Annotated in this window: 12 protein-coding genes and 1 riboswitch; all 12 genes read left to right on the top strand. The window is 43.1% G+C overall.

Translation table 11 applies throughout. The features are described from left to right. Window positions 1–6 precede the first annotated feature (6 nt). Window positions 7–1,299, top strand: a complete 1,293-nt coding sequence (locus tag LI162_RS05570; protein WP_055157053.1) for a UDP-N-acetylglucosamine 1-carboxyvinyltransferase — start codon at window positions 7–9, stop codon at window positions 1,297–1,299. A 72-nt stretch (window positions 1,300–1,371) separates the two neighbouring features. Further along, entirely contained in the window at window positions 1,372–1,524 is a 153-nt protein-coding gene (locus tag LI162_RS05565; protein WP_155204844.1) for a hypothetical protein, read from the top strand. Then, a complete protein-coding gene (locus LI162_RS05560; RefSeq protein WP_055157051.1) occupies window positions 1,517–2,986 on the top strand; it encodes a CapA family protein in 1,470 nt (489 codons plus the stop codon). Before LI162_RS05565 ends, LI162_RS05560 begins: the two co-directional genes overlap by 8 nt. 98 nt (window positions 2,987–3,084) lie before the next feature. Beyond that, window positions 3,085–3,186: riboswitch (SAM riboswitch) on the top strand. A gap of 134 nt (window positions 3,187–3,320) precedes the next feature. After that, on the top strand, window positions 3,321–4,514 hold the full coding sequence (gene metK, locus LI162_RS05555; RefSeq protein WP_020436567.1) for a methionine adenosyltransferase: 1,194 nt from the start codon (window positions 3,321–3,323) through the stop codon (window positions 4,512–4,514). Window positions 4,515–4,605: 91 nt separating this feature from the next. Beyond that, the gene (locus LI162_RS05550; protein WP_015529994.1) at window positions 4,606–5,664 is read left to right on the top strand and encodes a sensor histidine kinase; all 1,059 of its coding nucleotides are present in this window, start codon (window positions 4,606–4,608) and stop codon (window positions 5,662–5,664) included. Then, on the top strand, window positions 5,657–6,349 hold the full coding sequence (locus tag LI162_RS05545) for a response regulator transcription factor (RefSeq protein WP_015529995.1): 693 nt from the start codon (window positions 5,657–5,659) through the stop codon (window positions 6,347–6,349). Before LI162_RS05550 ends, LI162_RS05545 begins: the two co-directional genes overlap by 8 nt. A 410-nt stretch (window positions 6,350–6,759) precedes the next feature. Beyond that, the gene (bioB, locus tag LI162_RS05540; RefSeq protein ID WP_020436568.1) at window positions 6,760–7,755 is read left to right on the top strand and encodes a biotin synthase BioB; all 996 of its coding nucleotides are present in this window, start codon (window positions 6,760–6,762) and stop codon (window positions 7,753–7,755) included. Window positions 7,756–8,065: 310 nt separating this feature from the next. Continuing rightward, window positions 8,066–9,472 carry a TrkH family potassium uptake protein gene (locus LI162_RS05535; protein ID WP_020436569.1) on the top strand — a complete coding sequence of 469 codons (1,407 nt, stop codon included), beginning with the start codon at window positions 8,066–8,068 and terminating at the stop codon, window positions 9,470–9,472. A 69-nt stretch (window positions 9,473–9,541) separates the two neighbouring features. Beyond that, on the top strand, window positions 9,542–10,198 hold the full coding sequence (locus LI162_RS05530) for a potassium channel family protein (RefSeq protein ID WP_015529999.1): 657 nt from the start codon (window positions 9,542–9,544) through the stop codon (window positions 10,196–10,198). A gap of 3 nt (window positions 10,199–10,201) precedes the next feature. After that, on the top strand, window positions 10,202–10,999 hold the full coding sequence (rlmB, locus tag LI162_RS05525) for a 23S rRNA (guanosine(2251)-2'-O)-methyltransferase RlmB (RefSeq protein ID WP_020436570.1): 798 nt from the start codon (window positions 10,202–10,204) through the stop codon (window positions 10,997–10,999). 183 nt (window positions 11,000–11,182) lie between these two features. Further along, the gene (gene argF / locus LI162_RS05520) at window positions 11,183–12,175 is read left to right on the top strand and encodes an ornithine carbamoyltransferase (protein WP_020436571.1); all 993 of its coding nucleotides are present in this window, start codon (window positions 11,183–11,185) and stop codon (window positions 12,173–12,175) included. A 220-nt stretch (window positions 12,176–12,395) separates the two neighbouring features. Continuing rightward, window positions 12,396–13,388: a biotin--[acetyl-CoA-carboxylase] ligase gene (locus LI162_RS05515; protein WP_020436572.1), complete on the top strand. Its 993-nt coding sequence runs from the start codon at window positions 12,396–12,398 to the stop codon at window positions 13,386–13,388. The last annotated feature ends 55 nt before the right edge of the window (window positions 13,389–13,443 follow it).

Here is a 13,443-nt window from a genome sequence, read left to right as displayed (position 1 = left end):
TGCAAAATGGAGCAATATATTATTAAGGGTGGTAATCCGCTGGTTGGGGAAGTTGAAATCGGTGGAGCTAAGAATGCGGCACTTGGAATTCTTGCAGCTGCAATCATGGCAGATGAACCGGTTTTGATTGAGAATCTTCCGGATGTGAATGACATTAATGTCATGCTGGAGGCAATCGAGGGAATCGGTGCAATGGTACAGAGAATTGACAGACATACAGTAAAGATCAATGGAAATACAATCGGAGATTTCAGTATTGATTATGACTATATTAAGAAGATCAGAGCGTCTTATTATTTGTTAGGTGCACTTCTTGGAAAATACAAGAGAGCAGAAGTAGCACTTCCGGGAGGATGCAATATCGGAAGCAGACCGATCGATCAGCATCTGAAAGGATTCCGTGCACTTGGAGCAGATGTAGACATTGAGTATGGTAAGATTGTTGCAGAGGCGGAAGAGCTGAAGGGAACACATCTTTATTTCGATGTTGTGACTGTAGGTGCAACGATCAACGTAATGATGGCAGCAGCTATGGCTGACGGTCTTACGATCATGGAGAACGTAGCGAAAGAGCCACATGTTGTAGATGTAGCGAACTTCCTGAACAGCATGGGAGCAAATATCCGTGGTGCAGGAACAGACGTGATTAAGATCCGTGGAGTGAAGTCCCTGCATAAGGCAGAGTACTCCATCATTCCGGATCAGATCGAAGCAGGAACATTTATGTTTGCCGCTGCAGCAACACGCGGAGATGTGACAGTGCTCAATGTGATTCCGAAGCATTTAGATGCAACGATCTCCAAGCTGGTAGATATCGGATGTGAAGTGGAAGAATTTGACGATGCAGTCCGTGTAGTGGCTAAGAGACGTCTGAAAAGTACACAGGTGAAGACATTACCATATCCGGGATATCCGACAGATATGCAGCCACAGATCGGGGTTGTGCTTGCACTCGCGAAGGGAACAAGTACGATCACAGAAAGTATCTTCGAGAATCGTTTTAAATATTTAGATGAGCTGGCACGTATGGGTGCGAATATCAAAGTTGAAGGCAATTCAGCAACGATCGAGGGTGTTGAGAAATTTACGGCAGCAAGAGTCAGCGCGCCGGATCTTCGTGCAGGAGCTGCGCTTTGCATCGCAGGACTTGCAACAGAAGGAATTACGATCGTAGATGATATTGTTTATATCCAGAGAGGATACGAACGCTTTGAAGAGAAACTCAGAAGTCTGGGTGGAATCATCGAGAAAGTGTCCAGTGAAAAAGAGATTCAGAAATTCAAATTAAAAGTTGGCTAAACCGAGGTTACTGTTTACAACAAGCTGCGGCCGGCAGCGAGCCGATACAGACAGAATCCGAAGAAATATGATGTGGGAACGTATGCAGGTGTCGGAACGAAAGTTCTGATACCTGTTTTCAGTTTATATGTCAGGAGTTATGGCGTAATAGGCGATCAGGCAGGTCGAATGAAACAGTGGCGGGATATTAATAAGAAAACAGCAGGAGCAACGAACGATGAATGAATTTGAACAGGCAGAAGAACGGAGAAAAAGACAGAGAGAAGAAATCAAACAAAAGAGGATCAGACAGCTCAGACGAAGAATGACTATTTCCGGCTGTATTTTGTTGTGCATAATCATAGCGCTGGCAGCCTTTGCAGTCAATGTGGCTAAGAAAAAGAAACTGGCAGCAGAACAGAAAAAGCAGCTGGAGCAGGAAATTGCACAGATGAATGAATCGCTGAATGACTGCTACAACACTTTCCTGACGGATAATGGAGTGTCAGCGGAAAAGTCTGATGTTACAGCATTTACGAAATGGCTGGAAAAGAACTATTCTGAAGAGATGGATGATTTATTTCCAGTCTATCAGAAGAATAAAAAGATAACAGCGCAGGATATTTATGATTCCTTTGGAGCAACTTTGCATGTTCTGTCAGATACATACGAGGGAAAATTAAAGGATGAAGCTACCGCTGCGAAGAATCATATCTATGAGAAGAAGGCAGCAGAGAACGGAACCGTGCAGATCACAGCAGCAGGTGACCTCTGTCTGGAGGAAGATGGATATGTTCTCGATTATTATGATACGGTAAATGACCTATCCAAATGCATTTCCAAGACAATTCTGGATCAGACAAATGCAGCAGATATTTTCTTCCTGAACCATGAATATTGTATCAGTGACCGTGGAACCCCGCTGGAGGATAAGTATTATGTATTCCGTGCAAAACCAGAACGCATGAAGTTGCTGGAACAGATGGGAACAGATATTGTTTCAATTGCGAATAATCACATTTACGATTATGGTGCAGATGCGATGGATGATACGATCGATCTGTTAGATCAAGCGAAGATCACTCATGTTGGAGGCGGAACGAATCTGGATGAGGCAAAGCAGCCGACTTATTATATCATTAACGGAATCAAGATCGGATTTGTGGCAGCTTCCGAGGGAGAACAGTATAAATTTACACCGGAAGCAACAGATTCAACGACAGGTATTCTTACATCCTACGACACAACAGAGTATAATCAGGTGATCGCGGATGCATCAAAGGAATGTGATTATCTGATCGCATATGTTCATTGGGGAACAGAAGATGAGGATATGTATAATTCAACACAGACAGAGCATGGAAAAGAATTCCTGAAGTCAGGAGCAGATATCGTGATCGGAGGTCATCCGCATGTACTTCAGGGAATTGAATATACAGAAGATGGACCTATTGTATACAGTCTGGGCGATTTCTGGTTTAATGATGAGACAAAATACACAGGACTTCTGAATCTTGAGATTACATCAGAAGGATTGAAACAGATGTCCTTTACACCGTGTGAGCAGAAAGACAGCCAGACACAGTATCTGAATAATGCAGAGTCCCAGAGAGCACTTTTTGATCACTTGCAGGAGATTTCACCGAATATTACGATTGATGATACAGGTGTGATCACGGAGTTGAAAGATGTTGATGCAGAATCATAGAAATATAAAAGTTTTATCAACTTCAGAAAACGGTATTGACATAATCAACAAGGTGTTGTATAGTCTGATACGAAACAAAATTAAATAGATGATACTTTCTCTTATTCAGAGCAGTGGAGATACAAAGGATCTAAGAAGCTGCGGCAACCCCTCGTAATAGGAAGGTGCCAACCTGAGCGAGTTATTTCGAACAATAAGAGGATTGTTAAGATAAACTGACAGTCCGCTTGATGCGGGCTGTTTTCATTATTGGCAATGTAAGCAAATGAAGACAGCACAAGCGAGAGAAAGTGAGATATTGCTGTGGGGACAGCAATCGGAAAGGAGAACAGATATGGAAAGAGAAAAGATTTTATTTACATCAGAATCAGTAACTGAGGGACACCCGGATAAGATGTGTGACCAGATTTCAGATGCGATCCTTGATGAACTGATGAGACAGGACCCGATGAGCCGTGTGGCATGTGAGACATGCTGTACAACAGGTCTTGTAATGGTTATGGGAGAGATTACAACACAGGCTTATGTAGATATCCAGAAGATCGTTCGTGACACTGTTCGTGAGATCGGATACACAAGAGGAAAATATGGATTTGATGCTGATACATGTGGCGTGATCACAACACTGGATGAGCAGTCAGCAGATATCGCACTCGGAGTAGATAAAGCACTTGAGGCGAAAGAGAACAAGATGTCAGATGAAGACATCGAGGCGATCGGAGCAGGAGACCAGGGTATGATGTTCGGCTATGCTTCTGATGAGACAGAAGAGTATATGCCTTACCCGGTTGCAATGGCTCATAAGCTTGCACGTCAGCTGACAAAGGTTCGTAAAGACGGAACACTTACTTACCTTCGTCCGGATGGAAAGACACAGGTTACAGTAGAGTACAACGAAGACGGTTCTGTAAAGCGTCTGGATGCAGTTGTTCTTTCTACACAGCATGACCCGGATGTAACTCAGGAGCAGATTCATGAGGATATTAAGAAATATGTATTCGATGAGATCATTCCGGCAGAACTCGTAGACGAAGAGACAAAGTTCTTCGTAAACCCGACAGGACGTTTCGTGATCGGTGGACCACACGGAGACAGTGGACTGACAGGACGTAAGATTATCGTTGATACTTACGGCGGAATGGCTCGTCACGGTGGCGGTGCTTTCTCCGGAAAGGACTGTACAAAGGTAGACCGTTCTGCAGCTTATGCAGCACGTTATGCAGCAAAGAATGTTGTAGCAGCAGGACTTGCTAAGAAATGTGAGATTCAGCTTTCTTATGCAATCGGTGTTGCACAGCCGACATCTATCGCAGTTGATACATTCGGAACAGGAAAACTTTCTGATACAAAACTGGTTGAGATCCTTCGTGAGAACTTTGATTTCCGTCCGGCAGGAATCATCAAGATGCTGGATTTGAGAAGACCGATCTACAAACAGACAGCAGCTTACGGACATTTTGGACGCAACGACCTGGATCTTCCATGGGAGAAGCTGGACAAGGTTGACGATTTAAAGAAATATCTGTAAGATAGAAATATCTGATACAAGCACCGGAAGGTGTCTGACACCCGTCATAAAGTGTCAGGCACCTTTTTCAATACGGAAAGGAGATGCTTCTATGAAATTACGTACCAAACTGATTATTGCTTTTGTAGTCGTTATGATCTTTCCTGTAACATTTGCACTGATCGCAATGCATGCATTTGTTCCGGGAAGAGGGGCAGAGATACAGCAGCTGTATCTGATCGCAGTTGTCCTTACGACAGCATTTCTAATCTTGTGGATCTACAGATCGGTATCGGTCCCGCTGGAGAAACTTCAGAGAGCTGCACGCAATATCAAAGAGGGTAATCTTGACTTTGAAATCAAGGCAGAATCAAATGACGAGATCGGACAACTCTGTCAGGACTTTGAAGAGATGCGTCTCAGACTGAAAGCACAGGCGGAAGAGAAGGTCGCATTTGACAGAGAGAATAAGGAGCTCATCAGTAACATTTCACATGACCTGAAGACTCCGATCACAGCGATCAAAGGTTATGTGGAAGGAATCATGGATGGAGTAGCAGATACGCCGGAAAAGATGGACAGATACATCAGAACCATTTATAATAAAGCTAATGAGATGAATCTTCTGATCAATGAACTGACGCTTTATTCAAAGATCGATACGAATCGAATTCCGTATAATTTCACAACAATCTCTGCGAAGGGATATTTTGCAGATTGTGCGGAGGATTTAAGTGTAGAACTGGAATCAAAGGGAGCTGAATTTACTTACAGGAACTTTATGGAAGAGGATAGCAAGGTGATCGTAGATCCGGAGCAGCTTCGAAGAGTCATCAATAACATCGTATCAAATTCTATCAAATATACAGATAAGCCGAAGGTGAAGATTACGATGGATGTAAAGGACGTGGGAGACTTTATTCAGGTAGAACTGGGAGATAACGGAAAGGGCATTGCGGCAAAGGATCTGCCGAATATCTTTGACCGTTTCTACCGGACAGATGCTTCAAGGAATTCTTCCAAGGGAGGAAGCGGCATCGGTCTTTCTATCGTGAAGAAGATTGTGGAAGAGCACGGAGGAAAGATCTGGGCAACCAGCGAAGAGGGCGTTGGAACCACGATGTATTTTGTAATAAGAAAATATCAGGAGGTACCCGTAGAAGATGAGTAAACGTATTTTAATCGTAGAAGACGAGGAAAGCATTGCAGATCTTGAGAAAGACTATCTGGAGCTGAGTGGTTTTGAAGTCGAGGTTGCGAATGATGGTGAGATAGGACTTAAGAAAGGACTTGAAGGAGAATTTGATCTGATCATTCTGGATCTGATGCTTCCGGGAGTAGATGGATTTGAGATCTGTCGTCAGATCCGCAGCCAGAAGAATACACCGATCATTATGGTTTCAGCGAAGAAAGATGATATTGATAAGATTCGTGGGCTTGGACTTGGCGCAGATGATTATATGACAAAACCGTTCAGTCCAAGTGAACTTGTAGCGCGTGTGAAAGCACATCTTGCAAGATATGAGAGACTGATCGGAAGTAATGTAGAGCAGAATGAAGTGATCGAGATCCGTGGATTGAAGATTGACAAGACAGCACGTCGTGTCTGGGTGAATGGAGAAGAGAAGTCTTTCACAACGAAAGAATTTGACCTTTTAACTTTCCTTGCAGGACATCCGAATCATGTGTACAGCAAGGAAGAGCTTTTCCGTGAGATCTGGGATATGGAGTCGATCGGAGACATTGCAACTGTTACAGTACATATTAAGAAGATCCGTGAGAAGATTGAGTATGATACTTCACATCCACAGTATATTGAGACAATCTGGGGTGTGGGATACAGATTTAAAGTATAAGAAGAAAGAGAGGACTCTGCCAGTGAATGGTGGGGTTCTTTTTTGTATATTAGGAAAGTGCTTTCCTAATATATAAAAAACGCTCCGCTAAGGATGCGCACTGCGGCGTACAATGTAGATGTCGCAAGCGACCGCCGCAGGCGCAAGAATGTGCAAGGCACATTCTTTGTTCTAGAAATAATAAAGATGTCAACTCGAATAAAGAAAAGGTTGACAATCGAAAAAGACATGGCTATACTATTTTCATATGTTGTAAATAAGATCAACAGAATAATAATGCAGAAGATGCATTGGAGATATTTGAGGATTGCGGGAATTACATAGCAATGGAGTAATCCGGTTGCATCAGTGAATGGCAAAAATTACTTTTGAGACTCATATCATAGAAACAGAAGAAAGGGAAATATACCATGTCAAACAGATCAATTCATACATTACTGAAAAGCTGGGATGAAGAATGTCCGCTTACAAGAGAAGAAGCAGTTGAAGTGCTGAATCTTCCAGAGGAGGAGATGGACAGTCTGATGGAGTGTGCTTATGCACTTCGTACAAAATACAAAGGGAAGAAAGTAAGCGTTCAGCTTCTGACAAATGTTCGTAGTGGAAACTGTACACAGAACTGCGCTTATTGTGCACAGTCTAAGGATTCTCAGGCAGAGATTGAGAAGTACAAGAGAGTATCAGATGAAAAGCTTTATGGTGATAATGATCTGGTAGATGAGAAACATCTTGCAAGACATTGTATCGGATTAAGTGGAATCGGATTCTCAGACGAGGAGATTGAAGATCTTGCAGACCGTATCCGCGAGATGAAGAAGAAAGATACACAGATCTGCTGCTCCATCGGCTTCCTGACAGAGAAGCAGGCGAGAATCCTGAAAGATGCCGGATTGGACCGTATCAACCATAATCTGAACAGCAGCCGTTCTTTCTATCCGGAGATTTGTACAACACATACTTATGATCAGCGTGTGAATAATATCAAGATGCTTCAGAGTCTTGGATTTGAGATCTGCAGTGGTGGAATTGTTGGAATGGGTGAGAGTAAGGAAGATATCGTTGATATGCTGATGGATCTTCGCGAGATCAATCCGGAATCGGTTCCGATCAATTTCTTACTTCCGATTCCGGGAACAAGACTGGCAGATCGTGATATCTCAGAGCTGACACCGGAGTATTGCTTGAAAGTTCTTTGTCTGGCAAGACTGATGATTCCAAAGTCCGATATCCGCTGTGCAGCAGGAAGAGAAGTTTACTTCAAGGGATTGGAACCGGAACTTTTCAAAGTTGTTGATTCTATCTTTGCATCAGGTTATCTGACAGCCGGAGGCCAGGGAATCGATGACACAATGAAAATGATAAAAGATGCGGGATTCGATGGAGAAATCGAGTCTACAGATCACTAAATATGTTTCAAAATTAATAATTTGTAACTGTTCAGAGCCAAGCAAAATTTCAAAAAACAGATGTAAAATGCTTGCATTTTTAAGACTGTTTTTGAAATTTTATTTGGCGGATACGCCACACCGACGAAATGCGTAGCATTTTGGAGGTTGGCTCTGAACAGTTACTATAATTTAAAACGAAGGATACGCTGTTCTGAGGACGAATCAGAGTGGCGTATCTTTCGTTTTATCAGCTTTTACTTGCAGATGATTAAAGGGAGTGGTAACATGGGGGTTAATAATTGTCATGTGAGAGCGAGGAAAGATAGACATGTATGGATTTTATATAGATGAAGACAGGAGAAAAGCACGAAGAGCAAAATGGAATACAGTGAGGATCATATCAATCGGATTCTTTGGCGTGATTCTGCTTGGCAGTCTGCTCTTATGGCTTCCATTTTCAAATCATCAGCCGATTCGTTATATCGATGCACTGTTTACAGCTGTAACATGTGTCTGCGTGACAGGATTGGTGACAGTTGTGCCGGCTGCGCAATTTACAGTGGCAGGAAAAGTGATTCTGCTTATTCTGATCCAGATCGGCGGACTTGGAATCATTGCATGTACAACTGCATTTTTAATTCTGGTTGGAAAAAGAATAAATATGAAGGAACGAGTTGTCATTCAAGAAGCCTATGGTCTGTCCACACTTCAAGGAATGATCCGGTTTATTGAAAGAGTATTGTGGGGAACATTTCTTGTAGAAGGAATTGGCGCAATCGGATATTCATTTCAGTTTATTCCGGAGTATGGTGTTGCGAAGGGAATCTTCTATTCCGTGTTTCACTCAATCTCTGCATTTTGTAATGCGGGTGTAGATATTCTTGGAGATTCAAGCTTTACGAGATATGTCAATACACCAGTGATCACAATTACGACAACAATGCTTGTCATTCTCAGCGGTCTTGGTTATCCGGTATGGATCGATCTTGCGAAGAATATAAAGATGACAATACAGTCCAAGGGAAAACGGCCAGTCGGAAGAACGATCACAAGACTGAGCCTGCAGAGTAAAATTGTTCTGACAATGACGTTGTTCCTTCTTACTTTGGGAACTTTGGGATTCTATCTGTTGGAGCATCATAATCCGGCAACGATGGGAACATTGAACGCTGCAGGGAAATTCCAGGCGGCTTTTTTCCAGTCTGTGACGACGAGAACGGCAGGATTTGCCAGCATATCTCAGTCAGGTCTTACGAATGGTTCGAAGCTGCTGGCCAGCATGCTGATGATCATCGGTGGTTCACCGGCAGGAACTGCAGGTGGTATCAAGACAACAACAGTTGCTGTTCTCTTGCTTACAGCAATTTCTGTCTTGAGAGGAAACAAAGATACGGAATGTTATGGAAGAAAAATTACATTCGAAATTATAAGAGTAGGGATAACAATCACACTTGTGACATTTGTCTTCTGGCTGTTTGGGGTGACGGTGATGACAGTGATCGAGCCACAGCAGAAAGTCCTTGATCTGATGTTTGAGGCGACATCTGCGATGGCAACGGTTGGTCTGACAGCGGATCTGACGCCAGTGCTTAGTGATATCAGTCATGTCGTTCTGATGCTCATGATGTATATTGGACGAATCGGACCAATGACGATGGCACTTATATTTTCCGGTCATGTGGATAAGAAGAATCAGTTCCGTACTTTGCCGGAAGCGAAGATTATGGTTGGCTAAGAAAAGATAAAAGAGAAAACAAGAGATACGCGATAAAAACAAGGAACAGTATATGAGAAGGAGAAAACGATGAGAAAGCAGTTTGCAGTTCTGGGGCTTGGAAGCTTTGGACGGAGTGTGGCCCTGACACTTGAGAGTATGGGATGTGATGTGATTGTTGTAGATAAATCACAGGAGACAATTCAGGAGATCTCGGACAGAGTAACTTATGCTATTACGGCAGATATCACAGAGAAAGAAGCTCTGAGTGCACTGGGAACAAGGAATTTGGACGGAGCAATTATTGGAGTTGCGGAGAATCTTGAAGCAGGGATCATGGCGACTCTGCTTTGTAAAGAAATAGGAATTCCAATGGTTGTTGCCAAAGCAAAGAATAAGTTACAGGGAACTATATTGAAGAAAGTAGGGGCAGATACTGTTGTATATCCTGAGATTGAGATGGGCAGCCGGGTTGCCAAAAGCCTTCTGGCAACAGAATTCACAGACTGGATTGAACTGTCAAATGATTACAGTATGGTTGAGATCGCTGTTCCAAAACCGTGGATCAATCACAGTATGGCAGAACTGGGTATACGTACGAAATATGGAGTTACAGTTGTAGGAATCATGCAGGACGGAAATGTTAATGTAGAGTTTAATCCACAGATGCCGCTTCCGGAGAATGCACTATTGATTTTGGTTGGAGCAAATAAAGTACTCGAAAAAATTGGAAAATTGGAGAAATAGATTATGATAACAAGTACATCGAATGCACAGATCAAAGAACTGGCGAAGCTGCAGAAGAAGAGCCGCTTAAGAGATGAAAAAGGAATCTTTCTCGTGGAAGGACCAAGAATGACAGAAGAGATTCCGGCGGAACGAATTGAGAAAGTATATGCTTCAGAAAGCTTTGCAAAGAAGAATAAAGAATTTTTAGAGAAATTACAGGCGCCGGTCGAGCTTCTGACAGATACTGTGTTCGCTTACGTGTCAGATACAAAGACACCGCAGGGAATTCTGGCGATTGTGAAGAGACTCAATTATACGATGAATGACCTGATGCAGATGAAAAATCAGAAGGCACCGCACTTGGTTGTGTTGGATAATCTGCAGGATCCGGGAAATCTCGGAACTATTTTCAGAACAGCTGAGGCAGCAGGTGTAACCGGAATCTTATTGAGCAAAGATTGCGTGGACGTCTACAATCCAAAGGTGATTCGTTCCACGATGGGGGCTGTATTCCGTATGCCGTTCCTCTATGTGGAAGATCTTCCGGAGAAGATCAAAGAGCTGCAGAAGGAGGGCATTAAAACTTACGCAGCACATTTGCGTGGAGAAAATGCATACGACGAGGAAGATTATACAACTGGTTGTGCATTTCTGATCGGAAATGAGGGAAACGGACTTCGTGATGAAGTTGCAGACTGCGCGGATTGTCTCATCCGTATCCCAATGGAAGGCGAGGCAGAATCTCTAAATGCGGCAGTGGCAGCGGCGGTCCTGATGTTCGAAGCAGGAAGACAGAGAAGAAATAATAAAAATGCATAAAAGAATGTATAAACGCTGAATGAATATGTATAAAACAGAGTAAAATAAAGTTTTAGTTGCATTTTTATACATGGATGTAGTATACTAAATTCATCGGTTACAATGTAGGTTCAAAGATATGAAGAAGAGAAGGACAGAGAGGGTTCTGATTCATATAGTTATAGAATAGAAAGGACGAGAACAATGGATTTAAAAGGAAGAAATTTTCTGACACTGAAGGATTTTACACCAGAGGAGATTACATACCTGCTTGACCTGGCAGCAGACCTCAAAGAGAAGAAGAAAAGCGGAGTACCGGTGGATCATTATCATGGCAAGAACATTGCACTGATCTTTGAGAAGACAAGTACAAGAACACGTTGTGCATTCGAAGTGGCAGCGCATGATATGGGAATGGGAACAACTTATCTTGATCCATCAGGTTCTCAGATTGGAAAGAAAGAGAGCATCGAAGATACAGCCCGTGTACTTGGAAGAATGTATGACGGAATCGAATATCGTGGATTCGGTCAGGAAATCGTAGAAGATCTTGCAAAATATGCAGGAGTACCGGTATGGAACGGTCTGACAAATGAATATCATCCGACACAGATGCTGGCAGATATGCTGACAATCCGTGAGAATTTCGGAGAACTCAAAGGCCGCAAGCTTGTATACATGGGAGATGCAAGGTTTAACATGGGCAACTCCCTGATGATCGCATGCTCTAAGCTTGGAATGCATTTCGTAGCATGTACAACGAAAGAATATTTCCCAAACGAAGAGCTTGTTGAAACTTGCAAAGGTTATGCTGCACAGTCCGGAGCAACAATTACTCTGACTGAAGATGTAAAAGAAGGAACAAAGGACGCAGATGTTATCTATACAGATGTATGGGTATCCATGGGCGAGCCGGATGAAGTATGGGAGAAGAGAATCAAAGAACTTTCACCATATAAGGTAACAAAAGAAGTTATGGCAAATGCAAAAGATACAGCTATTTTCCTGCATTGCCTGCCGGCATTCCATGACCTGAAGACAAAGATCGGAGCAGAGATGGGACAGCGTTTCGGAATCGAAGATATGGAAGTAACAGACGAAGTATTCGAGTCTGCACAGTCCAAAGTATTCGATGAGGCAGAGAACAGAATGCATACGATCAAGGCGGTAATGGTTGCAACACTTGGCGAGTTCTAAGAGAACGTAATCGCACATCGTGTGAACAGTAACGCGCAATGTATTTGATGAACTTGAGAAATCAGCAGAAGTTTGGTATGATAAATGAGTTAAAGATCAGACCGGCTTCTGTGGAAAATAAGAAAGAGCAGAAGGTGTCTGTTATTCCAGAGATGGGACAGACACCTTTCTTATTAGGACAATACTTTCCTATATAGGTCTGATGAGAGGTGGAATTAAAATGAAAGCTGAAATATTAAAATTATTGAGGGAAGCGGACGGATATGTGTCAGGCCAGCAGCTTTGTGAAAAGTTCGGGGTGTCAAGAACTGCAGTCTGGAAGGTGATCCGTCAGCTGCAGGAAGAAGGATATCAGGTTGAAGCTGTGCGGAATAAAGGTTATCATATTGTAGATAGTCCGGATGTGATGACGAAAGAAGAGCTCGATAGCCTGATGGATACGCAGTGGGCCGGAAGAAACATCGTTTATTACGATTCGGTAGATTCTACAAATCTGAGGATCAAGCAGATGGGAGATGAAGGTGCACCGGAAGGTACACTTGCGGTAGCAGATAAGCAGACAGCCGGAAGAGGGAGAAGGGGCCGTTCCTGGGATTCACCGTCAGGTTCAAGCATTTACATGTCCTTGTTGCTTCGTCCGAAGATTGAACCGGATCAGGCGCCGATGCTGACGCTTGTGATGGCATTAAGTGTAGCAGAGGGAATCATGGATTGCGGAGATTCCTGTGGAAACCCAGATGTAAAGATCAAGTGGCCAAATGATATTATCATTAATGGAAAGAAGCTCGTCGGAATCCTGACAGAGATGAGCACTCAGATCGATTACATTAATCATGTAACGATTGGTGTAGGGATCAATGTGAACCTGACAGAGTTCCCTGAGGAGATCCGTGAGACAGCGACATCACTCAGACTGGAATGTGGACATGTGGTAAAGAGAGCACCGTTGATCGCAGCAGTGATGAAACGCTTTGAACAGAATTACACGGTTTTCCTTGAACATGGAGATCTGTCCGGTCTGAAAGAACGTTACAGCGAATTACTGGTTAATAAAGACCGTGAGGTCCGGATTCTTGGCGCGAAAGAACAGTACAATGCTTACGCACTTGGAATCAATCAGACAGGAGAATTGATCGTTCGGAAAGAAGATGGAACCGAAGAGGCGGTGTATGCCGGAGAAGTTTCGGTGCGCGGCGTATATGGATATGTATAACCAGGTGGATAAGACCTACGGAATGTGAATAAGTCATCGGGATTATGCAGTGAAT

This window comes from Mediterraneibacter sp. 210702-DFI.3.120 (assembly GCF_020561005.1).
GTDB lineage: Bacteria > Bacillota > Clostridia > Lachnospirales > Lachnospiraceae > Mediterraneibacter > Mediterraneibacter faecis.
Note: the sequence above shows the minus strand (reverse complement) of the source record. Positions and strands in the feature narration are given on the sequence as shown.